This is a genomic window from Zestomonas ipomoeae (assembly GCF_057128665.1).
In genome coordinates this window covers 57,824-83,534 of record NZ_JBSKHQ010000001.1, presented here as the reverse complement: position 1 = coordinate 83,534, position 25,711 = coordinate 57,824, and the positions used below count along the sequence as shown (strand labels likewise).

Here is a 25,711-nt window from a genome sequence, read left to right as displayed (position 1 = left end):
TCTAGCGGGCGCGATAGGTAATGCGGCCCTTGCTCAAGTCGTAAGGCGTCAGCTCGACACGTACTTTGTCGCCGGTCAGGATGCGGATGTAGTTCTTGCGCATCTTGCCGGAGATATGCGCGGTAACGACGTGCCCGTTTTCCAACTCCACACGGAACATGGTGTTGGGCAGGGTGTCGACGACAGTGCCTTCCATCTCGAAGCTGTCTTCTTTCGACATGCAGTAAAGCCCTCGGTGTTCAATGAATGGCCCGGCGCAAGAGGTGACCAGGCAAAAGCGGCGTGCATTGTGCACGAAAATTGGACCGCAAGCCAAGGGCTTCAGCTCAGCGTGACCCAGCGCTGATTGACAAAGAGCTCGATTGGTCGGTACTGGGTCTTGTAATTCATCTTCCGGCAATTCTTGATCCAGTAGCCGAGGTAGACAGCGTGCAGGCCCAGCCTGGCGGTTTCGCCGATTTGCCAGAGGATGGCGAAGCGGCCCAGGCTGCGACGCTCCTCGTCGGGGTCGTAGAAGGTGTAGACCGCAGACAGGCCGTTGGGCAGCAAGTCGGTGACCGCCACCGCCAGTAGGCGACCGGACAATCGGAATTCGTAGAAGCGGGCGAACGGCAGGTCGCGTACCAGGAAGGTAGAGAACTGGTCACGGCTCGGTGGGTACATGTCGCCATCGGCGTGGCGTTGCTCGATATAGCGCACGTAGAGGGCGTAGTACTCTTCGCTGAAGACAGGGCGAACCGGCCGGATCTCCAGGTCTTCGTTGCGCTTGAGGATACGTCGCTGCTGCCGGTTGGGCCTGAATTCGTTGGCGGGAATGCGCGCCGGCACACAGGCAGTGCAGCGCTGGCAGTGGGGGCGGTAGAGATGGTCGCCGCTGCGGCGGAAGCCCATTTCCGATAGCTCGGCATACACCGCCACATCCATGGGCTGACTGGGGTCGAGGAACAGCGTAGTCGCCTGTTCGTCGGGCAGATAGCTGCATGGATGCGGTTGAGTGGCGTAGAACTTCAGGCGGGCCAGCTCGGTCATGGTGGATTCTCGCGGTTGCCCTCGGTCAAGTGTAAGCCAGGCAATGGAAAGCGCACACTGTCCGTAGTCGGTTGCGCTGCTAGGCGGCCCCAGTCACGCGCCAGTCTGCCTGGCTGGGGGTATCCAGATAGCGATGCAGATAGTCGGCGAACGCGCTGCGAGCGATGGGCTTCGCGCCAAGGCTGTGCAGGTGCTCGGTGGGCATCTGGCAGTCGATCAGCACGAACCCCCAGCGGCGCAGGTGCGTGACCAGCGTGGCGAAGCCGACCTTCGAGGCGTTGTCGGCGCGGCTGAACATGGATTCGCCAAAAAACAGCCGTCCCATGGCCAGGCCGTACAGACCGCCAATCAGCTCTCCAGCTCTCCAGACCTCCACCGAGTGGGCGACTCCGCGCTTGTGCAGTTCTTGATAGGACTCCTGCATGCGAGAAGTGATCCAGGTGCCATCGGCATAGCTGCGGGGTTCGGCGCATCCCTGAATGACGGCGGCAAAGTCATGGTCGAAGCTCACCTCGAAACGGCCTTGGCGCATGCATTTGGCGAGGCTGCGGGAAATGTGCAGATCTTCCGGAAGCAGCACCGTGCGGGGGGCTGGAGACCACCAGAGGATGGGTTGTCCGTCCTGGTACCAGGGGAAGCAGCCGTGTCGATAGGCCTGAATCAGGCGCTCGGGAGACAAGTCGCCGCCGGCCGCGAGCAGCCCGTTCGGCTCATGTAGGGCCTTCTCCAGGGGAGGGAAGTCCAGGGTGTCGCGCTTCAGCCAGGTCAGCATGGGGGAGGGCGGGCGCGTGGCCCGCCTGGCTGGGTCAGATGTCAAGGAATTTTTCGGCGTCCAGTGCTGCCATGCAGCCGGCGCCGGCGGAAGTGATCGCCTGGCGATAGACGTGATCGGCCACGTCGCCGGCGGCAAAGACGCCTTCGATGTTGGTGGCGGTTGCGTCGCCCTCGCTACCGCCCTTGATCAGCAGGTAGCCGTCGCGCATCTCCAGCTGACCCTGGAACAGGTCTGTGTTGGGCTTGTGGCCGATGGCAATGAACACGCCGGTCAGTGGCAGTTCCTTGGCCTCACCGCTGAGGGTGTCGCGCAGGCGCACGCCGGTCACTCCGCTCGCGTCGCCCAGTACTTCGTCGAGGGTGTGGTTCCAGTGCAGGCGAACGTTGCCGTTGGCGGCCTTGTCGAACAGCTTGTCCTGCAGGATCTTCTCGGCACGCAGTTTGTCGCGGCGGTGGATCAGGTGCACTTCCTTGGCGATGTTGGACAGGTAAAGCGCTTCTTCGACCGCGGTGTTGCCGCCGCCGACCACGCAGACGACCTGATTGCGATAGAAGAAACCGTCGCAGGTGGCGCAGGCGGAGACGCCCTTGCCGGCGAACGCCTCCTCCGAGGGAAGGCCCAGGTACTGGGCGCTGGCGCCGGTGGCGATGATCAGGGCGTCACAGCTATAGGTGCCGCTATCGCCCCGAAGAATGAACGGGCGCTGTTGCAATTCGGCGGTATGGATATGGTCGTAGACGATCTCGGTATCGAAACGCTCGGCGTGCTTCTGCATGCGTTCCATGAGCACCGGGCCGGTCAGGCCTTCGACATCGCCGGGCCAGTTGTCCACCTCGGTGGTGGTGGTCAGCTGGCCGCCCGGTTGAATGCCGGTGATGACCACGGGCTTGAGGTTGGCGCGGGCAGCATAGACGGCGGCACTATAACCGGCGGGGCCGGAGCCCAGGATGATCAGGCGGGAATGCTTGACTTCGCTCATAAAAAGACCTCATAAGCCTTTGTCACAAAAGAGAATGCGTGCTCCAATTGAGCCGCTCTGAAGGATGCTGCCGACTATGCTACCCGAAGCAGCGCATGAGCGGGAGCGCATGCGTGGATTGAGGTCTGGAGCACGGGCAGCTGTCTGGCCGGCATGGCATTGGCCCGGCAAAGCCGTACAATGGAGCGCATTTTCGCCGCCAGAAGATCCGCGAAGGGTGCAGGAAAAACGCGTTTTGAAGAATTCCACGACTACCGCTCAGTCGCCGGTTTGGCGCCAACAATTGCATTATCGTCTGAAAGAGGGGGCGCTGATTGCTCTTGTCGCGCTGTGTGCCTACCTCTGGATGGCGCTGCTGACGTATGACCCGTCCGACCCGGGTTGGAGCCATAGCAGCAACGTCCAGCAGGTACAGAATGCCGCTGGCCGCGCTGGTGCCTGGTTTGCCGATGTCCTGTTCATGGCGCTGGGCTATTTCGCCTACATCTTTCCGCTGCTGCTCGTCGTCAAGACCTTTCAGGTTTTCCGCGCCCGTCACCAGCCTTGGCGGTGGAATGGCTGGTTGTTCTCCTGGCGCCTGATTGGCTTCGTCTTTCTGATCCTCTCCGGCTCGGCGCTGGCCTATATCCATTTTCTTACCGGTAGCGGGCTGCCGGCGTCGGCAGGCGGGGCCCTGGGCGAGAGCCTGGGTCAACTGGCCGTCAACGCGCTGAACGTCCAAGGCAGCACGTTGCTGTTTCTCGCGCTGTTTCTCTTCGGTTTGACGGTATTCGCGGACCTGTCCTGGTTCAAGGTCATGGACATGACCGGCAAGATCACCCTTGACCTGATCGAATTGATCCAGGGCCTGGTCAATCGCTGGTGGGCTGCCCGTCTGGAGCGCAAGCAGCTCAGAATGCAGTTGCGGGAAATGGACGAGCGCGTCAGCGAAGTGGCTGCGCCCGTGGTGCACGACCGTCGCGAGCAGGCGAAGGTCAAGGAACGCTTGCTCGAACGCGAGGAGTCGCTGGCCAAGCATATGAGCGCGCGCGATTCGCGGCCGGCGCCGGTCATCACGCCTCCCGCCCCGCCGAAGGCGGCGGAACCGAGCAAGCGCGTGCTGAAGGAAAAGCAGGCGCCCCTGTTCGTCGATAGCGCTATCGAAGGTACCTTGCCACCTATCGCCCTGCTCGATGTGGCGGAGAAGAAGCAGAAAAAGTACTCGCCCGAGTCGCTTGAAGCGATGTCCCGCCTTCTGGAGATCAAGCTCAAGGAGTTCGGCGTCGAGGTCATTGTCGAGTCCGTTCATCCGGGGCCGGTGATCACCCGTTTCGAAATCCAGCCTGCCGCTGGCGTCAAGGTCAGCCGCATTTCCAACCTGGCCAAGGATCTGGCGCGCTCGTTGGCGGTGATCAGCGTGCGGGTGGTGGAAGTGATACCCGGCAAGACCACGGTGGGCATCGAGATTCCCAACGAGGACCGGCAGATCGTGCGCTTCTCCGAGGTACTGTCCTCCACCGAGTATGACGACGCCAAATCGCCGGTCACCCTGGCGCTTGGTCACGATATCGGCGGCAAGCCGGTGATCACCGACTTGGCGAAGATGCCGCACCTGCTGGTCGCCGGTACTACCGGTTCCGGCAAGTCGGTGGGGGTGAACGCCATGTTGCTGTCGATCCTGTTCAAGTCCACGCCGGAGCAGGCGCGACTGATCATGATTGACCCGAAGATGCTCGAGCTGTCGATCTACGAGGGTATTCCACACCTGCTGTGCCCGGTGGTCACCGACATGAAGGAAGCGGCCAATGCCCTGCGCTGGAGCGTTGCCGAGATGGAGCGGCGCTACAAGCTGATGGCGGCCATGGGCGTGCGCAACCTGGCCGGGTTCAACCGCAAGGTGAAGGATGCGGAAGAAGCGGGCACGCCGCTGACTGATCCGCTGTACCGCCGCGAGAGCATGGAAGACGAAGCGCCGCTGCTGAAAACGTTGCCGACCATCGTCGTGGTGGTCGACGAGTTCGCCGACATGATGATGATCGTCGGCAAGAAGGTCGAAGAGCTGATCGCGCGGATCGCACAGAAGGCGCGGGCAGCGGGCATCCATCTGATTCTTGCCACGCAGCGCCCATCCGTGGATGTGATCACCGGTCTGATCAAGGCGAATATCCCGACCCGCATGGCGTTCCAGGTTTCCAGCAAGATCGACTCGCGTACGATCCTCGACCAGGGTGGCGCCGAACAACTGCTGGGGCACGGCGACATGCTCTACCTGCCGCCGGGTACCGGCCTGCCGATCCGCGTGCACGGGGCGTTCGTCTCCGACGACGAGGTTCATCGCGTGGTGGAGGCCTGGAAGCAGCGCGGCGCGCCGGACTACATCGAGGAGATCCTCGCCGGCGTCGAGGAGGCCGGAAGCGGCTTCGACGGAAGTGGAGGCGGCGAGGGTGGTGAGGGCAGCGAGGAAGATCCGCTGTACGACGAAGCGGTACGCTTCGTGACCGAGAGCCGCCGTGCTTCCATCTCCGCCGTGCAGCGCAAGCTGAAAATCGGCTATAACCGCGCCGCTCGCATGATCGAAGCCATGGAAATGGCGGGTGTGGTGACGTCCATGAACACCAACGGCTCGCGCGAAGTCATTGCGCCGAGCCCGGTGCGCGATTAATTTTTCTGGCATTAACGAGGATTTCCATGCGTCTGATCCGCATGCTGCTGTTAGCGGCGTTGTGCTTCCCCTTTGTTCCGGCCCAGGCTGATGATCAGGCCGCGATCCAGCGCCTGACTAAGCTGCTCGACCAGGCGCAGACCATCAGCGCCCGCTTCTCACAATTGACCCTCGATGGCAGCGGCACCCAGTTGCAGGAAACCTCCGGCCAGCTGGCGCTCAAGCGTCCGGGACTGTTCCGCTGGCATACCGATACGCCGATGGAACAACTGCTGGTTTCCAATGGCGAAAAAGTCTGGCTGTACGATCCGGACCTGGAGCAGGTGACCATCCAGACCCTCGATCAGCGCCTGACCCATACCCCGGCCCTGTTGCTGTCCGGAGATATCTCCAAGATCAGCGAGAGCTTCGACATCAGCTTCAAGGAAGCGGGCGATGTGGTCGATTTCATTCTCAAGCCGAAGGCCCGCGACAGCCTGTTCGACAGTCTGCGCCTGTCTTTCCGCGGCGGGGTGGTCAACGACATGCAGTTGATTGACAGTGTCGGCCAGCGCACCAACATTCTCTTCCTCGGCGTGAAGATGAACGAACCGCTGGATTCCGGTCTGTTCAGCTTCGACATTCCCGAAGGCGCCGACGTCATTCAGGAATAAGAGGCTGCGCGCCGACCATGGACCTGTTCCGCTCCGATCCCGTTGCCCAGCCGCTGGCCGCGCGCTTGCGTCCGGCCAGCCTGGACGAGTACGTCGGCCAGGAGCATCTGCTGGCGCGTGGCCGGCCACTGCGCGAGGCGCTGGAGCAGGGCGCGCTGCACTCGATGATCTTCTGGGGCCCGCCGGGTGTCGGCAAAACCACCCTGGCGCGGTTGCTGGCCAAGGTGTCGGACGCCCATTTCGAGACGGTTTCCGCCGTGCTCGCCGGGGTCAAGGAAATCCGCCAGGCGGTTGAGGTCGCCAAGCAGCAGGCTGCCCAGTACGGGCGCCGCACGATCCTGTTCGTCGACGAAGTGCACCGTTTCAACAAGTCCCAGCAGGATGCCTTTCTGCCCTACGTGGAAGACGGCACGCTGATCTTCATCGGCGCGACCACTGAAAACCCGTCGTTCGAGCTAAACAACGCATTGCTGTCTCGCGCCCGCGTCTACGTGCTCAAGAGCCTGGGCGAGGATGCCTTGCGGCTGTTGGTCAAGCGTGCCCTGAATGAAGAACGCGGGCTTGGCAAGCGCCGCCTGAGCCTGCCGGAGGAGAGCTTCCAGATTCTACTGTCCGCGGCCGATGGCGACGGCCGGCGTCTGCTGAATTTCCTGGAAAACGCCGCCGACCTGGCCGATGACGGCAGCGAAATCGGCGTCGAGCTGCTGCAAAACCTGCTCGGCGACAGCCGGCGGCGCTTCGACAAGGGTGGCGAAGCCTTCTACGACCAGATTTCCGCCCTGCACAAATCGGTGCGCGGCTCCCATCCGGATGCCGCGTTGTACTGGTTCGCGCGCATGCTCGATGGGGGTTGCGATCCGCTCTATATCGCCCGTCGGGTCGTGCGCATGGCCAGCGAGGAAGTAGGCAACGCCGACCCGCGTGCCTTGCCGCTGTGCCTGGGTGCCTGGGACGTACAGGAGCGGCTGGGCAGCCCGGAGGGTGAACTGGCCGTGGCGCAGGCCATTGTCTACCTGGCCTGCGCGCCGAAGAGCAATGCGGTCTATAGCGCGTTCAAGGCGGCCATGCGCGATGCCGCCGAGCAGGGCTCCCTGGAAGTGCCGCTGCACCTGCGCAACGCGCCGACCAAGCTGATGAAGGAGTTGGGTTACGGTGACGAGTATCGCTATGCCCACGACGAGCCGGATGCCTACGCCGCTGGCGAGGACTACTTCCCCGAGAACTTGCAGCCGCGCCAGTACTATCGGCCTGTTCCGCGTGGGTTGGAGCTGAAGATCCGCGACAAGCTGCAGCACCTTGCCGCCCAGGACCGGGCCAGCCCTCGGCAAAGGAGAAAGCGGTGATCCGCCTGATCGCATCCGTGGCCATCGGGGGGGTGGCCGGTACCTTGCTGCGCTTCGCTGTCGCCAGCTGGGTCAACAGCCACCTGCCGAAGTACTTTCCACTGGCCACTCTGGCGGTCAACCTGGTCGGCTGCCTGTTGATCGGCTACCTCTACGGTCTGTTTCTCAGTCGCCCGGAAGTGCCTACCGAACTGCGCAGCGGTTTGCTGCTGGGCTTTCTCGGCGCATTGACTACCTTTTCTTCCTTTTCCCTGGATACTCTGCGCCTGCTGGAAAATGGCGAGCTGCCGATCGCATTGGGCTATATCCTGCTCAGCGTGACCGGCGGCCTGCTCGCCACCTGGATGGGCCTGAGTCTGGCCAAACTCTGATAGACGAGAACCGCAAATGCTCGATTCCAAATTGGTACGCACCCAGCTGCACGATGTGGCGCAGCGCCTGGCCGCCCGAGGCTACCAGCTGGACGTAGCCCGTATCGACGCGCTGGAGAACCAGCGCAAGACGGTGCAGACCCGCACCGAACAACTTCAGGCCGAACGCAACGCGCGCTCCAAGTCCATTGGCCAGGCCAAGCAGCGCGGGGAAGACATCGCTCCGTTGCTGGCGGATGTCGATCGCATGGGCGACGAGCTCAATGTTGCCAAGCAGGAGCTGGACGCCATCCAGGTGGAACTGGACTCGGTATTGCTCGGCATTCCCAACCTGCCCCATGAGTCGGTGCCGGTGGGCGAGGACGAGGATGGCAATGTGGAAGTGCGCCGTTGGGGCACCCCGCGTCGCTTCGATTTCGAGGTGAGGGACCATGTCACCCTGGGCGAGCAGCATGGCTGGCTCGACTTCGAAACGGCCGCCAAGCTTTCCGGCGCGCGCTTCGCCCTCATGCGCGGCCCCATCGCCCGGCTGCACCGCGCGCTCGCCCAGTTCATGCTCGATCTGCATACCCGTGAGCACGGCTACGAAGAAGCCTATACCCCTTACCTGGTGCAGGCTTCGGCGCTGCAGGGCACCGGTCAGTTGCCGAAATTCGAGGAAGACCTGTTCAAGATCGAGCGCGATGAGCAGGCCGACCTCTATCTGATTCCCACCGCCGAGGTGTCGCTGACCAATATCGTTGCCGGCGAGATTCTCGAGGCCAAGCAGCTGCCCTTGAAGTTCGTCGCCCATACGCCGTGCTTCCGCAGCGAAGCCGGAGCGTCCGGCCGCGATACTCGCGGCATGATTCGCCAGCACCAGTTCGACAAGGTCGAAATGGTGCAGATCGTCGAGCCGGGCAAGTCCTTCGACGCGCTGGAGGAACTGACCGGCAATGCGGAAAAGGTTCTGCAACTGCTGGAGCTGCCATACCGGGTACTGGCGCTGTGTACCGGCGACATGGGCTTCGGTGCGACCAAGACCTACGACCTGGAAGTCTGGGTGCCGAGCCAGGACAAGTACCGGGAAATATCCTCGTGCTCCAACTGCGGCGATTTCCAGGCGCGGCGCATGCAGGCGCGCTGGCGTAACCCGGAGACCGGCAAGCCCGAGCTGGTGCATACCCTGAACGGCTCCGGCCTGGCGGTTGGCCGCACCCTGGTGGCGGTGCTGGAAAACTACCAGCAGGCCGATGGCTCCATTCGCGTGCCCGAGGCCCTCAAGTCCTATATGGGCGGTATCGAGATCATCGGCTGAGACGCAGAACAGGCTCGCTGGTTGATCGCGGGGGAATCAGAGTGGCGATATTGGCGCTATTGTGACTCCCTCGTTTCTTTTCCGGGGCTGCGGCTCCGTTCCGCTCTAGGCATCGCTCATGGAATTCCTTCCACTGTTTCACAATCTGCAAGGGCGCACCGTATTGTTGGTCGGCGGTGGCGAGGTTGCCTTGCGCAAGGCTCGCTTGCTGGCCGACGCCGGTGCGCGGCTGCGGGTGGTAGCGCCGGAGATCGAGGACCAGTTACGCGAACTGGTGGAGCAGGGCGGTGGCGAGATGTTCGCGCGTGGCTACGTCGAAGCGGATGTTGATGACTGTGTGTTGGTGATCGCGGCAACCGACGACGAACCGCTCAACGCACAGGTGTCGGAGCATGCCCGCGCTCGCGGGGTGCCGGTCAATGTGGTGGATTCCCCTGCGCTGTGCAGTGTGATCTTTCCGGCCATCGTCGACCGCTCACCGCTGCTGATCGCGGTGTCCAGTGGCGGCGATGCGCCGGTGCTCGCTCGGTTGATACGCGCCAAGATCGAAACCTGGATTCCGGCCGCCTATGGCCAGCTCGCAGGGCTGGCGAAAGCCTTTCGGGCCCGTGTGAAAGCCCTGCTGCCGAACGTGCAGCAGCGCAGGGTCTTCTGGGAAGACGTGTTCCAGGGGTCCATCGCCGAGCGGGTGCTGGCCGGGCAGAGCGATGAAGCCGAGCGCCTGCTGGCGATGAAGCTCGAAGACGCGCTGCCGCAGGCGCTGGGAGAGGTCTATCTGGTGGGCGCCGGCCCCGGCGACCCCGACCTGCTGACCTTCCGTGCGTTGCGCCTGATGCAACAGGCGGATGTGGTGCTCTACGATCGCCTGGTGGCCCCGGCGATCATCGAGCTGTGCCGGCGCGATGCCGAGCGCATCTATGTGGGCAAGCAGCGCGCCGAGCATACCCTGCCTCAGGAGCAGATCAACCAGCGTTTGGTCGATCTGGCCAGGCAAGGCAAGCGGGTGCTGCGTTTGAAAGGTGGAGATCCGTTCATCTTCGGCCGTGGCGGCGAGGAAATCGAAGAGCTGGCTGCCCACGGCATTCCCTTTCAGGTGGTGCCAGGCATCACCGCTGCCAGCGGTTGCGCGGCCTATGCCGGAATACCGCTGACCCATCGCGATCATGCCCAATCGGTGCGGTTCGTGACCGGCCATTTGAAGAATGGCAGTTGCGACCTGCCCTGGGCAGACCTGACCGCGCCAGGGCAGACGCTGGTGTTCTATATGGGCTTGGTCGGGTTGCCGATGATTTGCCAGCAGTTGATCGCCCACGGTTGCCGCGCCGAAACGCCGGCTGCCCTGGTGCAACAGGGCACCACCAGCAATCAGCGGGTGTTCACCGGCACCCTGTCCGATCTGCCGGAGCGGGTGGCGCAGCATGAAGTGCATGCGCCGACGCTGGTGATCGTCGGAGACGTGGTCTGCCTGCGCGACAAGCTTGCCTGGTTCGAGGGGGCGGCCGACTCCACGCCGTAGCATGGGCCGACATCGCGCTTACGACCTCTGCCAGATACCTTTGCCCGGAAGACGCTTGCGGTCATGGGCGCTGAGCAGATTAAGTTCCGGGCCCTTGGGCACGATGCCGGTCGGATTGATGGTCTTGTGGCTGGCGTAGTAATGCCGCTTGATATGGTCGAAGTTGACCGTGTCGGCCACGCCAGGCCACTGATACAGCTCGCGCAGCCAGTTGGACAGATTCGCATAGTCCGCGATGCGCCGGCGATTGCACTTGAAGTGCCCGTGGTAGACCGGATCGAAGCGAACGATCGTGGTGAACAGGCGCCAGTCGGCTTCGGTCAGGTACTCGCCGGCCAGGTAGCGATGCTCGCCCAAACGGGCATCCAGCCAGTCCAGCTCGGCAAACAACTGGTCGAAGGCCTCTTCGTAAGCCTCCTGGGTCGTGGCGAAGCCGGCCCTGTAGACGCCGTTATTGACCCGCGGATAGACACGCGCATTGAGTTTCTCTATCTCCTCGCGAAGCGGCTCGGGATAGAGATCCAGTCGCGAGCCCGTCAGCTCGTCGAATGCTGAATTGAACATGCGTATGATTTCCGCCGACTCGTTGTTTACGATGCACTGGCGCTGCTTGTCCCATAGGGTCGGTACCGTTACCCGCCCGGAAAAACCGGGGTCGTCGCGAGTGTAGCGCTGGTGCAAGTAGCGCAGGTCGTCCACGGCATCACCGGTCGAGCCGTGGTCGCGGTCGAAGGTCCAACCCTGTTCGCCCATCAGCCAGCCGACGATGGAAACGCCGATCAGCGACTCCAGCCCCTTGAGCTTGCGAAAGATCAGCGTGCGATGTGCCCAAGGGCAGGCGAGGGAGACGTAGAGATGGTAGCGCCCGGCCTCTGCGGCAAACCCGCGCTCGCCGCTGGGGCCGGGCGAGCCGTCGGCGGTGATCCAATTGCGGCGCTTGGCGGCTTCGCGGTGAAAGCGTCCATCCTTGTTTTCATACCACTGGTCATGCCAGTGCCCTTCGATCAACAGCCCCATGTTCTTCGACTCCGCGGCATTTAGTACTTAGGGCCAGTCTACGGGCGATGGTTCGGACGAAAGGCGCAAAGTGCTGGCGATAACGATCAGTCAGTTCGATGGTTTGCGTGCATCCCAGTAGCGTTGGGCCTGGGCGAAAGCCTCGTCGCGGGGCAAGCCGAGGCCGCGCAGGGCCAGGGCCATGGTGGCAAGCACTGCTTGCATGCCGTAGTTGTCTGCCACTTCGCCGCGCCAGAAGGTAAGCAGATGAGCAGGCTCCAGCCGCTCCGGCTTGACTTGTCGCTGGGCTGACAACGCTGGCCAGTCCTCGTCCCAGTTGTCCCCGGCACTTGTGCCGTACAGATGGCAGATGCCGTCCGGGTTCACTTCGATCTCGCCCCCTTCGCCCTTGATCACGATGGCCGTGTCGCCAAGCAATCGGCTGGCCTCGCGATGTACCGCCTGGTAGCCGGGGTGGAAGATGCTTTGCAAGCCGCAGCGGGCACCGAGCGGATTGAGAATGCGAGCCAGGGAGTGGATCGGCGAGCGCAGGCCGAGCGTGTTGCGCAGGTCGATCATGCGTTGCAGCGGAGGCATCCAGGCGCCTAGCGGAATGAACGCCAGCCCCTGGGCATCCAATGCGCTGCCGACTGCGCGCCAGTCGTGGCAGACGGGTATCGCCAGCGTATCGAGCACCTGTTCGCTGAACAGGCGCCCGGCCGTGTGGGCGCCGCCGCCATGCAGCAGGATGCGCACCCCGTTCTCGGCCAGGCATCTGGCGGCCAGCAGGTACCACGGCAGGTGGCGCTTCTTGCCGGCATAGCTTGGCCAGTCGAGATCCACGGCAATCGGCGGCGCATGCAAGCGCTCGCGAACCGCCTCGGTGAATCCGGCAAGCTCGTCGGCGCTTTCCTCCTTGTGCCGCAGCAGCATTAGAAAGGCGCCGAGCTGGGTGTCCTCGACCCGGCCGTCGAGCAGCATGCCCATGGCTTCGCGGGCTTCCTCGCGGCTCAGGCTGCGCGCTCCGCGCTTGCCCTTGCCAAGGATGCGCACGAACTGGGCGAAGGGGTGTTCGGACGGCGTGATCAGGTTCATAGGCAATTGGTCGGCTTTGGCAGGCCCGCCAGCTTGGCGGCCAGTTTTGCGGGTGTGCCCTTGAACAGGCGGTTGAGATGCAGGCTGTTGCCCTTTTCCGGGCCCAGCTGGAGTGCCACGTATTTGATCAGCGGCCGGGTGGCAGGCGCCAGTTGGAACTCGCGATAGAACGCGCGCAGCACCTCGAGAATTTCCCAGTGCTCGGTGCTCAGCGTTAGCGCCTCCCTTTCGGCAAGGGCTTCGGCGACCTCCGGCGACCAGGCGCCGAGTTCGGCCAGGTAGCCATCCTGGTCCAGGGCAATGCGTCGGCCGGAAACGATAAGCTCGTTCATAGCCAGCTATTGACCTTGGCGTAGCGGCCGCAAAGTTCGACGAAGGCGGGGTAGTCGATAGCGTGCAGTCGCGCGGGCCTTTCGGCCAGCCCACGGGCCAGCAGGTCTTCGTCGAGGGCAAACAGGCTGATGTCTGCGGGCATCAGCTCCAGCGCCTGGCGCTGGGCTGTACCGCTCTGCAGGGCGTAGACCGCATCGCCGGTGAGCAGCAGCCCGTCCCCGCTACCGATCAGGCGCAGGCAGCTGGCCAGGCGGCCATCGGTAAAGGGCGAATGGGAAAGCAGATGCAAGGTGGCCATCAGATCGTGATCATCATGTCGTAGCGGTCGATTAGGGCACGCAGTTCGGTGTCATCGAGCACCTCCACCGGCAGTGCCAGCGACTCCGGGCTCAGGCCGCGCTCATCCAGGCTGTGCCGTGAGGCGTAGAGCGCCTCCACGCCAAACATCGGCAGTGCCTGCAGGTTGGCACCGAAGTCCTTCTGTTGCAGCTCACTCGGCAGCTGCCTGCTGGCGAGTTGGAGCACACCGTCATCGAGGAACAGGAAGCCTATCGGTAGATCGAAGGCGCCGCCAGCGAGAGCAACGTCCAGGGCTTCGCGAGCGCTTGGGCCCGCCCAGGGCGCCTGGCGGCTGACGATCAGCAAGGACTTGGCCATATCAAGTCCCTCCGAAACAGATCAGGCGGTCGGCGAGCTGCGCCGCTTCGTGCAACTGCCCCAGTCCGGACAGCTCCCAGGGCTGCTCCAGGTTCACTGCCGCGCGTTGGTAGCGCCGGGCTTCCTCGGCGTCCAGCACGCCTCGTCGCAGGGCGGCGGCGATGCACACGACGGCGTCGAGATTCTGCTCGCGCACGAAAGCCCGCCATTCGCTGGGAAGGTCGCATTCGTCTTGAGGTGTCACGACGCCATGGGACGCGCTGTGCACGCCGTCCTGATAGAAGAACAGCCGCACGATTTCATGGCCGGCAGCCAGCGCGGCCTGGGCAAAGCGCAGGGCTCGCCGGGAGGAAGGGGCGTGGGGAGGGGCGAACAGGGCGATGGCGAATTTCATGGTCTACCGGCAGCGCGAATTCTGCGGAAATGATAAGGCCTGAAGCGCCAAGATGCTCGTTGCAGGCATGAAAAAGCCCGCCAAGGCGGGCTTCGTTCACTTGCAGGGCGCTTTAATCGTCGCTAAGTGCGCCTGTCAGGTGCAGCAAGCTGACGAACAGGTTGTAGATCGATACATACAGGCCGATGGCAGCCATGATGTAGTTGCGCTCGCCGCCGTGGATGATGTTGCTGGTTTCAAAGAGAATGCAGGCCGACGCGAACAGCACGAAGCCCGCGCTGATGGCCAGTTGCAATCCGCTGATCTCGAACAGCCAGGCGGCCAGCATGGCCCCGAGCAGCACGAAGAAGCCGGCAATGATGAAGCCGCGGAGGAAGCTCATGTCCTTGCGGGTGGTCAGCACGTAGGCGGACAGGCCGAAGAACACCAGAGCGGTCATGGCGAACGCGGTGCTGACCACCTGGCCGCCATTGGGCATGCTCAGGTAGTAGCTGAGCAGCGGGCCGAGGGTGTAGCCCAGCAAGCCGGTCAGGGCGAAGGTGGTCAGCAGTCCCCAGGCGGAGTTACGCAGTTTGGCGGTCGCGAAGAGAAGCCCGTAGAAGCCGACCAGCATGGCGATGGGGTGGAGGCGAGGCGCATGCATTTGGTAAGCGATGAAAGCGACGACGCCGCTAAAGGCCAAGGTCATGGCCAGCAGGCCGTAGGTATTACGCAGGATCTTGCTGACTTCCAATTCCCCGGCGTGGGCTTGGTCCAGCGCATAGTTTTGTTCTTGCATGGCAACACTCCTGAAGAGATGTAGGGTTCCGTGACCAGAGTCTCGGCGATCATAACAGAGGCAAGATGGCTGCCAAGCTGCAGAGTTTGACAGTGTGTTGCGATCCGGTAGTATTGCCGCCCGCACTGATGCGGAGGTGTGGCCGAGTGGTTTAAGGCAGCGGTCTTGAAAACCGCCGAAGGGGAAACTCTTCCGTGAGTTCGAATCTCACCGCCTCCGCCATTTCCCAGCGAATGGCGGCCCGCAGAAAGATTTTCTGACGTTTGCTATTTGACGGTTATGCGCCAAGCTAGGTCTAGCCGGGGCTATTTGCTAGAGTAGTCCGTCTATTTCAGAGACCGCTGCAGGGAGCGGCGTTGACGCACAACGAGGTGTCGCTTGATTAGGGTGCTGGTGGTCGACGACCACGATCTGGTTCGTACAGGCATCACGCGCATGCTGGCCGACATCGATGGCCTGCAAGTCGTAGGGCAGGCCGATTCCGGCGAAGAAGCGCTGAAGCGGACGCGGGAACTCAAGCCCGATGTGGTGCTGATGGACGTCAAGATGCCCGGCATCGGCGGCCTGGAGGCGACTCGCAAGCTGTTGCGCAGCCACCCCGATATCAAGGTCGTCGCAGTCACCGTCTGTGAAGAAGACCCTTTTCCTACCCGTCTGTTGCAGGCCGGCGCCGCCGGTTATCTGACCAAGGGGGCGGCGTTGGAAGAAATGGTACAGGCGATTCGCCTAGTCTTCGCCGGCCAGCGCTATATCAGCCCGCAGATTGCCCAGCAACTGGCCCTGAAATCCTTCCAGCCCCAGGTCAACGGTTCGCCTTTCGACCTCCTGTCCGAGCGGGAAATCCAGATTGCGCTGATGATCGCCAGTTGCCAGAAGGTGCAGAGCATTTCCGACAAGCTCTGCCTGTCGCCGAAAACGGTGAACACCTACCGCTATCGCATTTTCGAAAAACTCTCGATTACCAGCGACGTAGAACTGGCTCTCCTCGCCGTGCGGCACGGCATGGTCGACGCCACCAGTTGAGATGACCGAGCCGCTCGACACCGGCGCCTTCCTCGCAACCTGCAGCAGTCGCCCGGGCGTCTACCGCATGTTCGACGCACAGGGCAAGCTGCTCTACGTCGGCAAAGCGAAGAACCTGAAGAAGCGTCTGTCGAGCTACTTCCGCAAGACCGGCCTGGCACCCAAGACCGCTGCGCTGGTCGGCAAGATCGCCCAGCTCGAAACCACCATCACTGCCAATGAAACCGAGGCGCTTCTGCTCGAGCAGACGCTGATCAAGCAGTGGCGCCCTCCCTACAACATTCTGCTGCGGGACGATAAATCCTATCCGTACGTCTTTCTTTCCGATGGCGAGTTTCCGCGGCTGGGCATCCATCGCGGGGCGAAGAAGCAGAAGGGGCGCTATTTCGGTCCCTATCCGAGCGCGGGAGCGATTCGCGAAAGTCTGGGGCTGCTGCAAAAGGCCTTCCTTGTGCGCCAATGCGAGGACAGCTATTTCAAGAATCGTACCCGGCCGTGCCTGCAGTACCAGATCAAACGCTGCAAGGGCCCCTGCGTCGGGCTGGTCGAACCTGGGGAATACGCCGAGGACGTGCGTCACTCGGTGATGTTCCTGGAGGGACGCAGCAGTGCCTTGAGCGGCGAGTTGTCCGCCAACATGGAGCAGGCGGCGATGCGCCTGGACTTCGAGAAAGCCGCCGAACTGCGTGACCAGATTGCTTTGCTGCGTCGGGTGCAGGACCAGCAGAGCATGGAAGGCGGTAGCGGCGACGTCGATGTGGTGGCGGCAGTGGTCAATCCCGGCGGCGCCTGCGTACATCTGATCAGCGTGCGCGGCGGGCGAGTGCTGGGCAGCAAGAATTTCTTCCCGCAGGTAACCATCGAGGCGGAGGTTGGCGAAGTGCTGCTGGCCTTCCTCGCCCAGTACTTCCTCGGCAGTCAGGAGCACGACCTGCCGGGAGAGCTGATCGTCAACTGCATGCACGAAGATCTTCCGACGCTATCGGCGGCCATCGCCGAGCTGCGCGGGCGGGCGCCGGAGATCAGTCATCGCGTGCGGGGGACCCGTGCGCGATGGCAGCAACTGGCGCTGACCAATGCCGAGCAGGCCCTGTCGGCGCGCTTGGCGAACCGCCAGCACCTGTCGGCGCGCTTCGATGCCCTGGCCGAAGCGCTGGACCTGGACGAGGCGCCGCAGCGCCTGGAGTGCTTCGACATCAGCCACTCCAGCGGGGAAGCCACAGTCGCCTCCTGCGTGGTGTTCGGGCCGGAAGGTCCGCTGAAATCCGATTATCGACGCTACAACATCGAAGGCGTCACCGCCGGGGATGACTATGCCGCCATGCACCAGGCGCTCACTCGGCGGTTCAGCAAACTCAAGGAAGGCGAGGGTAAATTGCCTGACATTCTGCTGGTGGACGGCGGCAAGGGCCAATTGGCCATGGCGCAGGACGTCTTGCAGGAGTTGGCGGTGCCCGAGTTGATCCTGCTGGGCGTGGCCAAGGGGGTGACGCGCAAACCGGGCCTGGAAACGCTCTACCTGAATGACGCCAGTCACGAATTTACCTTGCCCGGCGACTCGCCGGCCTTGCACCTGATCCAGCAGGTGCGCGACGAAGCGCACCGGTTCGCCATCACCGGCCACCGGGCGAGACGCGGCAAGGCACGACGCACGTCGACCCTGGAGGAGGTGGCTGGAGTAGGGCCTAAGCGGCGCCGTGAGCTGCTCAAGCATTTCGGCGGCCTGCAGGAGTTGCAGCGCGCCAGTGTCGAGGAGATCGGCAAGGCGCCAGGAATCAGTAAAAAGCTCGCAGAGTCGATTTATGCCGCTCTGCACAGCGAGTAGAATGCCCGGACTACTTCGCCGTCCAAGCGTGCCGATGAATATCCCAAACCTGCTCACCGTTCTGCGCGTCCTACTGATCCCCATCTTCATCCTGCTGTTCTACTTGCCGTTTTCCTGGAGCTACCTGGCCGCCAGCATCGTCTTCGCCCTCGCGGCCGCTACCGATTGGCTGGACGGCTACCTGGCCCGGCGCCTGCAACAAAGCACTCCGTTCGGAGCATTTCTCGATCCCGTGGCGGACAAACTGATGGTGGCCGTGGCGCTGGTGCTGCTGGTCGAGCACCATTCCAACCTCTGGCTGACCTTGCCGGCGGTCATCATCATCGGGCGCGAAATCGTGGTTTCGGCGTTGCGCGAATGGATGGCCGAACTGGGCGCGCGTGCCCAGGTGGCGGTGTCGAACTGGGGGAAATGGAAGACCGCCGCGCAGATGGCGGCGCTGGTTATCCTGCTGGCCAATCCTCCGGTACTGAATTTCTGGGTGGGCGTAGGCTATCTGTTGCTGATCGTCGCAGCGGGCCTGACCCTGTGGTCCATGCTGCAGTATCTGCTAGCCGCCTGGCCGCACCTGAGCACCAGTACCGAAAAGAAATAAAACTTTTTTGAATCAAGAGCTTGACGCGGCGATTCGAATCTATAGAATGGCGCCCGTCACCAAGACGCGGGAATAGCTCAGTTGGTAGAGCACGACCTTGCCAAGGTCGGGGTCGCGAGTTCGAGTCTCGTTTCCCGCTCCAATTTGTTTACGTTGACGCCGCAGCATGCGGCGTCTTCGTTTGAGGCCGGGTGGCAGAGTGGTCATGCAGCGGATTGCAAATCCGTGTACGCCGGTTCGATTCCGACCTCGGCCTCCATCATAGAAGAGCCCCGTAACTCGTTGAGTTATGGGGCTTTTTCTTTTCGGTTACTGCGATTGCCTGCCGGTTTCCTAGGCATATGCATGCTTGCTTCATGGAGGTGGGCTGTATATATTCCTGCCCTCGCTACGGGGTAGGCGGTGCAAACCGACTTGTCTCGTTCAGCCGCTCTACCGCCCGGATGGCGAAATCGGTAGACGCAAGGGACTTAAAATCCCTCGGGGGCAACCCCGTGCCGGTTCGACCCCGGCTCCGGGCACCAGTCTTCTGCGGTTTCAGGTGTGTCCAGAAACCGTCCTGCAACGAATTCAATCCTTTCCGTATACGCTCCTCGACCAAACCTTCCCGGTCATTCTTCGCGGCAGTTTCTGTCGTTTATGGCGGCCTGGCATGGGGTGGTGGCGTGCCGTATGCTCGCGCGGACCAAACACTTGGCCTGCCAGGGAGTCCAACGACCTGAATGGCCCGCGGGCGGAGCATAGGGGAAAACGGCTGCGATGATCTTGGGAGACCCTTGAGCGTATGAGTGACCTTTTGTCGACGGGGCCCGCTGGCGCAGTGGATCGAGCAGCGCCTGATCACGAACAGGTGTGGCGCCTGCAACCAGGGATAGTCGCGGTGGCATCGCCGATGGGTGGATTGCTGAAGGTCAATCCGGCATTCAGCGCGGTGCTTGGCTGGACCTCGCAGCAGGCCCGGGAGAGTGGCCTGCTGGCGCTGGTGCACCCGGAGCAGCGCGCCACGTTCGCCGCGCGCCTGGCAGCGCTGGCCGAAGGCGAGCCGCTGGGGGAGTGCGAGCTGCGCTGCCTCTGCCAGAACGGCGACTATCGCTGGTTGTCCTGGACCGGAGCCTGGGATGGGGCCTTCGTTTATCTGTGTGGCCAGGATGTCAGTGCGCGGCACGCCCTGTCCGGTGCAGAGCGCGCGTTGAGGCAATCGCAGAAGATGGAGTCGCTGGGGCATTTCGCCGGTCGCGTATCCCACGACCTCAATAACCTGCTGACCAGCATCATGTTCGGTCTGGACTTGCTCAACCGGCGAATCGCCGCTGGGCGAACCCAGGATCTCGAGCCGCTGATCGAGGTCGCGGTCAGTTCGGCCAAGCGGGCGACTGGCCTGACCGAGCGCTTGCTGGCGTTTTCCCGCAAGCAGGCGTTGCACCCGCAAGCGGTCGACCTCAACCAGCATTTGAAGGCGCTGCAGCAGTCGCTGCAGGAGCACCTCGGTGAACAGGTCGACCTGGAATTGCAGTTGCAGGACGATATCTGGCCGATCGAAACGGACGCTGGCCAGTTGGACAAGGCGCTGCTGAATCTGGCCGCCAATGCTGCCGAGGCGATGCCTGGCGGAGGGCGCGTCGTGGTGGAGACGCGGAATGTTCGCGTCGACGCTGGGACCCCACCAGCCCTGGCGGGGCTGAAACCCGGCGAGTATGCCTCGATCCGTTTCAGCGATACCGGGGTGGGCATGACGCGGGAGGTGCTGGAACGGGCCTTCGATCCGTTCTTCACCACCAAGGCGGGTCCGCAGGGCGGCGGCATGGGCTTGTCCCTGGTGTACAGCTTCGCCAGGCAGGTGCACGGGCATGTGCAGCTCCATAGTGAGGAAGGCCGCGGAACGGTGGTTTCCTTGTATTTGCCAAGATTTTTGACCTGATCGGGGAACCCCGGCCGGCACAACAGCCTAATGCTCAAGGACTTTCATTGGAGAGGGAAGACCGCATTGGGGGATGGCTCCATGGATATGCCTCGACTGAGCAGTGGACGCAGTCAGATCGCCTCGTCGGTTGTACTCGACGATCTGGTTCTGGAAATACTGCCGGCGGCTGTTTACGTCTGCGATGCCGACGGAATAGTGATCCGTTACAACCGCAAGGCCGCCGAATTGTGGGGGCGTGCGCCGCAGCCCGGTGACACCGAAGAACGCTTCTGCGGCGCCCATCGCTTGTTCTGGCCGGACGGCAGGGCGCTACCCCATGACCAGACCCCGATGGCCGAGGTACTGCGCAGCGGCATTGCCGTGCGAGATGCCGAGGTTCAGCTGGAACAGCCCAACGGGACGCGCTTCTGGGTGTTGGTGAATATTGCGCCGATCTTCGATGCCAATGGTGAAATCGGAGGTGCCGTCAATTGCTTCCAGGACATCACCGAGCGCAAACGAGCCGATCAGGCATTGCAGGAAAGCCAGGCATTTCTGCAGGCGGTCATCGAAACTACGCCCGAGGCCGTCAGCGTGGTGGCGGCCGATACCACGCTCCTGCGCCTGAATGGCGCCGGAATGCGCGCGATCGAAGCGAGCGGCGCGGACGCGGTGATTGGGCGGAGCATGCTCGGGCTGATCGCGGAGGAGCATCGGGATGCCTGGTGTCGCCAGCATCAGCGCGTGTGCCGCGGTGAACAACTGAGCTGGACCTTCGACCTCATAGGTTTGCTCGGTACGCGCCGGCACATGGAAACCCATGCGGTGCCGTTGCAGATGCCGGACGGTCGCTCCGCGCAATTGGCGGTGACGCGCGACATCAGCCAGCAGCGGCATGCCGAGCAGGCGCTCAGGGAGAGCCAGTGTCGGCTGAGCGCGGTACTGGAAGGCCTTCCGGCCGCGGTCTATACCACCGATCTCGACGGCAACCTGACGTTCTATAACCACGCGGCGGTGGAGCTTTGGGGCTATTCGCCGATCCTGGGCGAAGCAATCTGGTGTGGCTCGTGGCGCCTGCGCTGGCCGGACGGGCGTCCCATGGCCCATGACGACTGTCCGATGGCCATCTCGCTCAAGGAGCGGCGCAGCGTGCGTGGCGAGGCGATCGCCGAACGCCCTGACGGCAGCCTGGTACCTTTCTCCGCCTTCCCCACGTTGCTCTACGACGTGGGCGGCCAGTTGGTGGGAGCGGTCAACATGCTGCTGGATATCAGTAAGCAAAAGCAGGCCGAGGCAAGGCAGACGCTGCTGATCAACGAGCTCAACCACCGAGTCAAGAACACCCTGGCTACGGTGCAGTCGATCGCCACCCACAGTCTGCGCGGCGCCAACTCGACCCAGCAATTCAGCGAGACCTTCGATGCCCGCCTGTTGGCGTTGAGCAAGGTGCACGACCTGCTGACCCGCAGTCATTGGAAGAGTGCCAGCTTGCGTTCGGTACTGGCCGAGGAGTTCGCGCCCTACGGCGTCGGCTCCGCGCCCCGTATTCGCATGCTGGGGGAAGACCTGGAACTGGCTCCGCGGGCGGCGTTGACGCTGGCGATGGTCTTCCACGAACTGACGACCAATGCGGCGAAGTACGGCGTTTTGTCATGCGACACTGGCCGTCTCGAGGTGCAATGGTGGGTGACCATCGACGAGCTGGTGCTGCGCTGGAGCGAGTGCGGCGGACCGGCGGTTCTGCCGCCGAAACGACGAGGCTTCGGCTCGCGGCTGGTGGAGCGCAGCATTGGCAGGGAGCTGAAGGGCAGCGTGCAGTTGAACTTCGCGGCCGAGGGCATGGAATGCCGCATCAGGATTCCGCTGGCGAGTGCCCAGGCGCTGGAGCTGAGTTAACGAGTGTTTGAAGGGGGCGTTATCAAGGATTGTCGCGTATTGCTGGTCGAAGACGAAACCATGGTCGCGCTGCTGCTGGAGGACATCCTCCACGAGATCGGCTGCGAACTGGTGGGTGTCGCCGCGTCTGTCGAGCATGGCGTGCAACTGGCGGCCAGCCTCGATATCGATGTGGCGATACTGGATGTCAACGTGGCGGGAGTATCGGTCTACCCGGTTGCCGAGCGCCTGGCCAAGCGGGGGATTCCGTTCATTTTCTCCACCGGCTACGGCGCCGAGGCGCTCGCCGAGCAGTGGCAGGGCCGGCCTGTGCTGGGTAAGCCCTACCTGCTGGAGGATCTGCAGCAGGCGCTGCGCAATGCGATGGGCGCCTTGCCCGGGTCCTGTGGCAAGGCCTGAGGCCCGCGGCTCAGTACACCCAAACCTCCACGCGGCGATTCTTGATGCGTCCTTCGTCGCCGCTGTTGGCGGCCACCGGCAGCTCGTCGCCATAGCCGCTGACGTCGCGGAAGACGGCACCGCCCTTGGCCAGCTCGCGACGTACCGCCATGGCGCGCAGCTTCGATAGCAACTGTGCCCGTGCCGAATCCGACTTGGCGTCGCCAAATCCCACCAGGACCGCCTGGTGTTCCAGCTTGTTCTCGCGCTTGAGGTACGCCAGGACCCGCTGGATGTCCCGCTGCGCCTTGTTGTCCAGCGTTGCGCTGCCTTCGTTGAAGCGGAAGTTCACCGACAGCCGCCGGGCCTCCTGGGCCAACTGCCGATAGCCTTCCGGCATCTCGGCGCTGGGCTCGATGGTGACCGCCTGCACCGTCTGGGCGATGAAGCCGTTCTGTTCGACGATCTCCTGGCCTCTCGGGCTCTGGGCAAACTGCATCAGCGCCTGAACCCAGGGGTCCTTCGCCTGCTCGGCCGCGTACAGGTACAACCGGCGCGAGAGCGGGTAGTCCTCGGTGGCGATCAGGGTGGCGCTTGGCGGCATCGGTTGCGACGCGCCGGCGGAAATCGCCACCGCCTTGGCGCGACGGATATAGGGTAGGCCGATGAAGCCGATGCCCTGGGCGTCGAGGCTCACGGCGTCGGACAACTGCTCGCTGGATTCGAAGCGATTGGCGTGGCTGGACAAGGTCTTGCCGTTGGCCGCCAGCACCAATTCCTTGAAGGTATCGTAGGTGCCGGAGCGATCGTCCCGGGCATACAGCTTGATGGCGCCGCCGCGCCCGCCGACTTCCTCCCAGGTCTTGGCTTCGCCGGAAAAGATGCGCGCCAGTTGCTCGACGTTCAGTGCGTCGAGGCGGTTGCTCGGATGGATGATGATGGCCAGGCCGTCGATGGCGATCACTTGTTCGGCGGTGGCGCTCTTGAGGTTGCCCATGGAGGCGGCGAGGGCCTCGGCTTCACTGTCCTTGACCGGACGCGAGGCGGCAGCCACGTCGGCGGTACCGTCCTGCAGGGCGACGAAGCCGGTGCTGGAGCCGTGGGCGGCGACTTCGGCGACGACCGGGCGGCCGTCGGCCTGGGTGGCGGTTATGCGCTGTTCGTTTTCGGCGCGGCTGGGTTGCAGCTGGACGTCCTTCAGCCCCTGGGCCTCGAACAGACCCATGATCAGCGCCGGAGCGAGCTTGCCGCCGATGGTGTTCGAGCCCTGGATGCGCAGTACCGGACGGTCGTCCGAGGGTATCGGCAGCGCGGCCATGGACAGGGTAGGGAATAGGTTGGCGAGAAAAACGAGCAGCAGCAGGAGGCTGGTGCGGCTCCGGGTATCGCGTTCGCGAACGGCCTGGACGCGCGACATGCGGTGGACACCTTCTTGACGGGGGGAATGGGCGGGAAGAATAAGACAGAAACGTTTCAGTTGTGTGAATGCAGGTCGCGGCGCGGCCATCGAAACGACCGCGCCGTGCTGTCGATCAGGCGAACTCGGCCCAGATCGGTGCGTGGTCCGATGGCTTCTCCATGGCGCGCAGGTCGTAGTCCACGCCGGCGGACCGCAGGCGCGACTGCAAGGCGCCGGAGGTGAGGATCAGGTCGATGCGCAGCCCGCGCTTGGGGTCGTCCTCGAAGCCGCGGCTGCGGTAGTCGAACCAACTGAAGCGGTCGCTCACCTCCGGGTAGAGATGGCGAAAGCTGTCCACCAGGCCCCAGCTCTTCAGCCGCGCCAGCCACTCGCGCTCCTCCGGCAGGAAGCTGCACTTGCCGGTGCGCAGCCAGCGCTTGCGATTTTCCTCGCCGATACCGATGTCGCAGTCTTCCGGTGAGATGTTGAAGTCGCCCATCAGGGCCAGCGGCCGGTCGGGCTGGCATTGGCTTTCCAGCAGTTCCTGCAGGTCGGCATAGAAGCGCGTCTTGGCCGGGAACTTCACCGGGTGATCGCGGCTTTCGCCTTGGGGAAAGTAGCCATTCATGATGGTCACCGGCTGGCCGGAGGCGTCGGCATAGGTTCCCCAGATGAAACGCTTCTGCGAATCCTCTCCATCGCCGGGGAAGCCCTTGTGCAGGCTCAGCGGAGCCTGGCGGGAGAGCAGGGCGACGCCGTAGTGGCCTTTCTGCCCGTGGTAGTGCACGTGGTAGCCGAGCGCTTCGATTTCGGCCTGGGGGAATTGCTCGTCGGCCACCTTGGTTTCCTGCAGGCCGATGACATCCGGCTGGTGCTTCTCGATCAGTGCCGACAGTTGATGAGGGCGCGCACGCAGGCCGTTGATATTGAAGGAGACGATCTTCATGGGGGGCAGCCGTTCGGGGAAAAGGGCGATCCTAGCGGATCGCTCCCGGGGCGGCCAGCGCCTGGCGGGTGCGGGAGGGCGGTGCTACCTTGGCTGCAGGCCCGATAACCATAACGGGCCGTTGCAGGGGCGGCATCGCAGGCAAGCGGGCGCCGGCCGTGCCAATGGCCTGACCACAACTGAGGTCGCCCGCATGCCCAACCGTCTCGCCGATGTTCGCTTCCTCGATAGCGGCTACGCCCGCGAAGCACGCTCGCTGCTCTACCATGCCTATCGCCACGATCCGACTTTCGCCTACCTGTTCGATGCCGAACGACCGGGGTTCGACCAACGGGTGCGCGCCACCGTGCGTGAGCTGGTGCAACGGCATTTCTCCGAGGAGCTGCCCGCCATCGGCCTGTTGATCGATGATCGCCTGGTGGGCATCGCCTTGATTGCCCCGCCGCAGCGCCGGCTGGACATCACCGAGAGCTGGTCCTGGCGGCTACGCATGTTGCTCACCGCAGGCCTGCGCGGTACCCGGCGATATCTCGACTATCACAACGCGGTGCTTTCCTGCCTGCCGCCCGGGCCTTATCACGTGCTGCCGCTGATCGGCATCCATCCGGAGTTCCAGGGGCAGCATCTGGGTGAGCAGCTGCTCGGCGCCCTGCATGACTGGTGTGCCGAAGACAGCGGTTCGCGCGGCCTGGTGCTGGATACCGGCAATGCCCGCTACCTGGCCTTCTACAAGCGCCAGGGCTACGAGGAGATCGGTGAAGTGGCAGTAGGGCCGATTCTCGAGCACGTGTTCTTCCATGCGAACCCGCAACCGGCAGCCGCGGCCGGCGCCTGAACGTTTTCCCAGCGTGGCGGTCATCCCAGGCAAGTGAAAGGGCCTGTTAGGATGCGG

26 protein-coding genes and 4 tRNA genes are annotated in these 25,711 nt (G+C 63.3%); 17 read left to right on the top strand and 13 right to left on the bottom strand.

The window, feature by feature from the left end:
• Position 1: 1 nt before the first annotated feature.
• From infA to trxB, 4 genes are all read right to left on the bottom strand, one after another.
• On the bottom strand, positions 2 to 220 hold the full coding sequence (gene infA, locus ACWKV7_RS00350; RefSeq protein ID WP_002553999.1) for a translation initiation factor IF-1: 219 nt from the start codon (positions 218 to 220) through the stop codon (positions 2 to 4).
• Positions 221 to 321: 101 nt separating this feature from the next.
• Complete coding sequence (locus tag ACWKV7_RS00345; protein WP_483855642.1) at positions 322 to 1,029, bottom strand: arginyltransferase; 708 nt, start codon at positions 1,027 to 1,029, stop codon at positions 322 to 324.
• Positions 1,030 to 1,108: 79 nt separating this feature from the next.
• Positions 1,109 to 1,801 (bottom strand): leucyl/phenylalanyl-tRNA--protein transferase, encoded by a 693-nt coding sequence (gene aat / locus ACWKV7_RS00340; protein WP_483855641.1) that lies wholly within the window; start codon positions 1,799 to 1,801, stop codon positions 1,109 to 1,111.
• A gap of 34 nt (positions 1,802 to 1,835) precedes the next feature.
• Positions 1,836 to 2,783 carry a thioredoxin-disulfide reductase gene (gene trxB / locus ACWKV7_RS00335; RefSeq protein ID WP_483855640.1) on the bottom strand — a complete coding sequence of 316 codons (948 nt, stop codon included), beginning with the start codon at positions 2,781 to 2,783 and terminating at the stop codon, positions 1,836 to 1,838.
• 235 nt (positions 2,784 to 3,018) lie between these two features.
• On the opposite strand from trxB, the gene ftsK reads away from it, so the two are divergent.
• From ftsK to cysG, 6 genes are all read left to right on the top strand, one after another.
• The gene (gene ftsK / locus ACWKV7_RS00330) at positions 3,019 to 5,424 is read left to right on the top strand and encodes a DNA translocase FtsK (protein ID WP_487249185.1); all 2,406 of its coding nucleotides are present in this window, start codon (positions 3,019 to 3,021) and stop codon (positions 5,422 to 5,424) included.
• Positions 5,425 to 5,450: 26 nt separating this feature from the next.
• On the top strand, positions 5,451 to 6,077 hold the full coding sequence (lolA, locus tag ACWKV7_RS00325) for an outer membrane lipoprotein periplasmic chaperone LolA (protein ID WP_483855638.1): 627 nt from the start codon (positions 5,451 to 5,453) through the stop codon (positions 6,075 to 6,077).
• 17 nt (positions 6,078 to 6,094) lie between these two features.
• Positions 6,095 to 7,420: a replication-associated recombination protein A gene (locus ACWKV7_RS00320; protein WP_483855637.1), complete on the top strand. Its 1,326-nt coding sequence runs from the start codon at positions 6,095 to 6,097 to the stop codon at positions 7,418 to 7,420.
• Positions 7,417 to 7,791, top strand: coding sequence for a fluoride efflux transporter CrcB (gene crcB, locus ACWKV7_RS00315; protein ID WP_483855636.1), 375 nt, complete (start codon positions 7,417 to 7,419; stop codon positions 7,789 to 7,791). Before ACWKV7_RS00320 ends, crcB begins: the two co-directional genes overlap by 4 nt.
• Before the next feature lie 16 nt (positions 7,792 to 7,807).
• The gene (gene serS / locus ACWKV7_RS00310) at positions 7,808 to 9,088 is read left to right on the top strand and encodes a serine--tRNA ligase (RefSeq protein ID WP_483855635.1); all 1,281 of its coding nucleotides are present in this window, start codon (positions 7,808 to 7,810) and stop codon (positions 9,086 to 9,088) included.
• Between the two features lie 118 nt (positions 9,089 to 9,206).
• Positions 9,207 to 10,604: a siroheme synthase CysG gene (cysG, locus tag ACWKV7_RS00305; RefSeq protein WP_483855634.1), complete on the top strand. Its 1,398-nt coding sequence runs from the start codon at positions 9,207 to 9,209 to the stop codon at positions 10,602 to 10,604.
• Positions 10,605 to 10,622: 18 nt separating this feature from the next.
• On the opposite strand, the gene ACWKV7_RS00300 is transcribed toward cysG, so the two are convergent.
• The 7 genes from ACWKV7_RS00300 to ACWKV7_RS00270 all read right to left on the bottom strand — a co-directional run bounded on the left by ACWKV7_RS00300 (position 10,623) and on the right by ACWKV7_RS00270 (position 14,857).
• Positions 10,623 to 11,621 (bottom strand): glutathione S-transferase family protein, encoded by a 999-nt coding sequence (locus ACWKV7_RS00300; RefSeq protein WP_483855633.1) that lies wholly within the window; start codon positions 11,619 to 11,621, stop codon positions 10,623 to 10,625.
• Between the two features lie 90 nt (positions 11,622 to 11,711).
• Positions 11,712 to 12,695 (bottom strand): glycosyl transferase family protein, encoded by a 984-nt coding sequence (locus ACWKV7_RS00295; protein ID WP_483855632.1) that lies wholly within the window; start codon positions 12,693 to 12,695, stop codon positions 11,712 to 11,714.
• Complete coding sequence (locus tag ACWKV7_RS00290; protein WP_483855631.1) at positions 12,692 to 13,027, bottom strand: TusE/DsrC/DsvC family sulfur relay protein; 336 nt, start codon at positions 13,025 to 13,027, stop codon at positions 12,692 to 12,694. The genes ACWKV7_RS00295 and ACWKV7_RS00290 overlap by 4 nt, the downstream gene beginning before the upstream one ends.
• Positions 13,024 to 13,326: a sulfurtransferase complex subunit TusB gene (gene tusB, locus ACWKV7_RS00285; protein ID WP_483855630.1), complete on the bottom strand. Its 303-nt coding sequence runs from the start codon at positions 13,324 to 13,326 to the stop codon at positions 13,024 to 13,026. The genes ACWKV7_RS00290 and tusB overlap by 4 nt, the downstream gene beginning before the upstream one ends.
• The gene (gene tusC / locus ACWKV7_RS00280) at positions 13,326 to 13,685 is read right to left on the bottom strand and encodes a sulfurtransferase complex subunit TusC (protein ID WP_483855629.1); all 360 of its coding nucleotides are present in this window, start codon (positions 13,683 to 13,685) and stop codon (positions 13,326 to 13,328) included. Before tusC ends, tusB begins: the two co-directional genes overlap by 1 nt.
• A 1-nt stretch (position 13,686) precedes the next feature.
• Positions 13,687 to 14,079, bottom strand: coding sequence for a sulfurtransferase complex subunit TusD (gene tusD, locus ACWKV7_RS00275; protein WP_483855628.1), 393 nt, complete (start codon positions 14,077 to 14,079; stop codon positions 13,687 to 13,689).
• 112 nt (positions 14,080 to 14,191) lie between these two features.
• Positions 14,192 to 14,857: a Bax inhibitor-1/YccA family protein gene (locus ACWKV7_RS00270; protein ID WP_483855627.1), complete on the bottom strand. Its 666-nt coding sequence runs from the start codon at positions 14,855 to 14,857 to the stop codon at positions 14,192 to 14,194.
• A gap of 132 nt (positions 14,858 to 14,989) precedes the next feature.
• Between ACWKV7_RS00270 and ACWKV7_RS00265 the strand changes: the two genes are divergently transcribed.
• The 10 genes from ACWKV7_RS00265 (at position 14,990) to ACWKV7_RS00220 (ending at position 22,495) form a co-directional block, all read left to right on the top strand.
• Positions 14,990 to 15,079, top strand: a tRNA-Ser gene (locus ACWKV7_RS00265).
• 156 nt (positions 15,080 to 15,235) lie between these two features.
• Positions 15,236 to 15,880, top strand: a complete 645-nt coding sequence (gene gacA, locus ACWKV7_RS00260; protein WP_483855626.1) for a response regulator transcription factor GacA — start codon at positions 15,236 to 15,238, stop codon at positions 15,878 to 15,880.
• Position 15,881: 1 nt separating this feature from the next.
• On the top strand, positions 15,882 to 17,705 hold the full coding sequence (uvrC, locus tag ACWKV7_RS00255; RefSeq protein ID WP_483855625.1) for an excinuclease ABC subunit UvrC: 1,824 nt from the start codon (positions 15,882 to 15,884) through the stop codon (positions 17,703 to 17,705).
• Positions 17,706 to 17,739: 34 nt separating this feature from the next.
• The gene (gene pgsA, locus ACWKV7_RS00250; protein WP_483855624.1) at positions 17,740 to 18,300 is read left to right on the top strand and encodes a CDP-diacylglycerol--glycerol-3-phosphate 3-phosphatidyltransferase; all 561 of its coding nucleotides are present in this window, start codon (positions 17,740 to 17,742) and stop codon (positions 18,298 to 18,300) included.
• 66 nt (positions 18,301 to 18,366) lie between these two features.
• Positions 18,367 to 18,442, top strand: a tRNA-Gly gene (locus ACWKV7_RS00245).
• 43 nt (positions 18,443 to 18,485) lie between these two features.
• A tRNA-Cys gene (locus ACWKV7_RS00240) sits at positions 18,486 to 18,559 on the top strand.
• A gap of 178 nt (positions 18,560 to 18,737) precedes the next feature.
• A tRNA-Leu gene (locus tag ACWKV7_RS00235) sits at positions 18,738 to 18,824 on the top strand.
• 260 nt (positions 18,825 to 19,084) lie between these two features.
• The gene (locus ACWKV7_RS00230; RefSeq protein WP_483855623.1) at positions 19,085 to 20,218 is read left to right on the top strand and encodes a two-component system sensor histidine kinase NtrB; all 1,134 of its coding nucleotides are present in this window, start codon (positions 19,085 to 19,087) and stop codon (positions 20,216 to 20,218) included.
• An 81-nt stretch (positions 20,219 to 20,299) separates the two neighbouring features.
• A complete protein-coding gene (locus tag ACWKV7_RS00225) occupies positions 20,300 to 22,096 on the top strand; it encodes a sensor histidine kinase (protein WP_483855622.1) in 1,797 nt (598 codons plus the stop codon).
• Positions 22,097 to 22,135: 39 nt separating this feature from the next.
• Positions 22,136 to 22,495 carry a response regulator gene (locus ACWKV7_RS00220; RefSeq protein ID WP_483855621.1) on the top strand — a complete coding sequence of 120 codons (360 nt, stop codon included), beginning with the start codon at positions 22,136 to 22,138 and terminating at the stop codon, positions 22,493 to 22,495.
• Between the two features lie 10 nt (positions 22,496 to 22,505).
• On the opposite strand, the gene ACWKV7_RS00215 is transcribed toward ACWKV7_RS00220, so the two are convergent.
• Both ACWKV7_RS00215 and xthA read right to left on the bottom strand, forming a co-directional pair.
• Positions 22,506 to 23,891 carry a phosphate ABC transporter substrate-binding/OmpA family protein gene (locus ACWKV7_RS00215; protein WP_483855620.1) on the bottom strand — a complete coding sequence of 462 codons (1,386 nt, stop codon included), beginning with the start codon at positions 23,889 to 23,891 and terminating at the stop codon, positions 22,506 to 22,508.
• Positions 23,892 to 24,006: 115 nt separating this feature from the next.
• Positions 24,007 to 24,819 (bottom strand): exodeoxyribonuclease III, encoded by an 813-nt coding sequence (gene xthA / locus ACWKV7_RS00210; protein WP_483855619.1) that lies wholly within the window; start codon positions 24,817 to 24,819, stop codon positions 24,007 to 24,009.
• A gap of 193 nt (positions 24,820 to 25,012) precedes the next feature.
• Here xthA and ACWKV7_RS00205 point away from each other — a divergent pair, with 193 nt between their 5' ends.
• Entirely contained in the window at positions 25,013 to 25,654 is a 642-nt protein-coding gene (locus tag ACWKV7_RS00205; protein ID WP_483855618.1) for a GNAT family N-acetyltransferase, read from the top strand.
• Positions 25,655 to 25,711: the final 57 nt, after the last annotated feature.

What these genes read in the sequence shown, in the direction of transcription:
- ACWKV7_RS00205 (WP_483855618.1), top strand. Translation starts at nt 25,013, where the DNA reads ATGCCCAACCGTCTCGCCGATGTTCGCTTCCTCGATAGCGGCTACGCC.
- ACWKV7_RS00230 (WP_483855623.1), top strand. Translation starts at nt 19,085, where the DNA reads ATGAGTGACCTTTTGTCGACGGGGCCCGCTGGCGCAGTGGATCGAGCA.
- uvrC (WP_483855625.1), top strand. Translation starts at nt 15,882, where the DNA reads ATGACCGAGCCGCTCGACACCGGCGCCTTCCTCGCAACCTGCAGCAGT.
- ACWKV7_RS00300 (WP_483855633.1), bottom strand. Translation starts at nt 11,621, where the DNA reads ATGGGGCTGTTGATCGAAGGGCACTGGCATGACCAGTGGTATGAAAAC.
- infA (WP_002553999.1), bottom strand. Translation starts at nt 220, where the DNA reads ATGTCGAAAGAAGACAGCTTCGAGATGGAAGGCACTGTCGTCGACACC.
- ACWKV7_RS00295 (WP_483855632.1), bottom strand. Translation starts at nt 12,695, where the DNA reads ATGAACCTGATCACGCCGTCCGAACACCCCTTCGCCCAGTTCGTGCGC.
- aat (WP_483855641.1), bottom strand. Translation starts at nt 1,801, where the DNA reads ATGCTGACCTGGCTGAAGCGCGACACCCTGGACTTCCCTCCCCTGGAG.
- ACWKV7_RS00345 (WP_483855642.1), bottom strand. Translation starts at nt 1,029, where the DNA reads ATGACCGAGCTGGCCCGCCTGAAGTTCTACGCCACTCAACCGCATCCA.
- ACWKV7_RS00270 (WP_483855627.1), bottom strand. Translation starts at nt 14,857, where the DNA reads ATGCAAGAACAAAACTATGCGCTGGACCAAGCCCACGCCGGGGAATTG.
- ACWKV7_RS00290 (WP_483855631.1), bottom strand. Translation starts at nt 13,027, where the DNA reads ATGAACGAGCTTATCGTTTCCGGCCGACGCATTGCCCTGGACCAGGAT.
- tusC (WP_483855629.1), bottom strand. Translation starts at nt 13,685, where the DNA reads ATGGCCAAGTCCTTGCTGATCGTCAGCCGCCAGGCGCCCTGGGCGGGC.
- tusD (WP_483855628.1), bottom strand. Translation starts at nt 14,079, where the DNA reads ATGAAATTCGCCATCGCCCTGTTCGCCCCTCCCCACGCCCCTTCCTCC.
- lolA (WP_483855638.1), top strand. Translation starts at nt 5,451, where the DNA reads ATGCGTCTGATCCGCATGCTGCTGTTAGCGGCGTTGTGCTTCCCCTTT.
- serS (WP_483855635.1), top strand. Translation starts at nt 7,808, where the DNA reads ATGCTCGATTCCAAATTGGTACGCACCCAGCTGCACGATGTGGCGCAG.
- tusB (WP_483855630.1), bottom strand. Translation starts at nt 13,326, where the DNA reads ATGGCCACCTTGCATCTGCTTTCCCATTCGCCCTTTACCGATGGCCGC.
- ACWKV7_RS00320 (WP_483855637.1), top strand. Translation starts at nt 6,095, where the DNA reads ATGGACCTGTTCCGCTCCGATCCCGTTGCCCAGCCGCTGGCCGCGCGC.
- trxB (WP_483855640.1), bottom strand. Translation starts at nt 2,783, where the DNA reads ATGAGCGAAGTCAAGCATTCCCGCCTGATCATCCTGGGCTCCGGCCCC.
- cysG (WP_483855634.1), top strand. Translation starts at nt 9,207, where the DNA reads ATGGAATTCCTTCCACTGTTTCACAATCTGCAAGGGCGCACCGTATTG.
- ACWKV7_RS00225 (WP_483855622.1), top strand. Translation starts at nt 20,300, where the DNA reads ATGGATATGCCTCGACTGAGCAGTGGACGCAGTCAGATCGCCTCGTCG.
- pgsA (WP_483855624.1), top strand. Translation starts at nt 17,740, where the DNA reads ATGAATATCCCAAACCTGCTCACCGTTCTGCGCGTCCTACTGATCCCC.
- ACWKV7_RS00215 (WP_483855620.1), bottom strand. Translation starts at nt 23,891, where the DNA reads ATGTCGCGCGTCCAGGCCGTTCGCGAACGCGATACCCGGAGCCGCACC.
- xthA (WP_483855619.1), bottom strand. Translation starts at nt 24,819, where the DNA reads ATGAAGATCGTCTCCTTCAATATCAACGGCCTGCGTGCGCGCCCTCAT.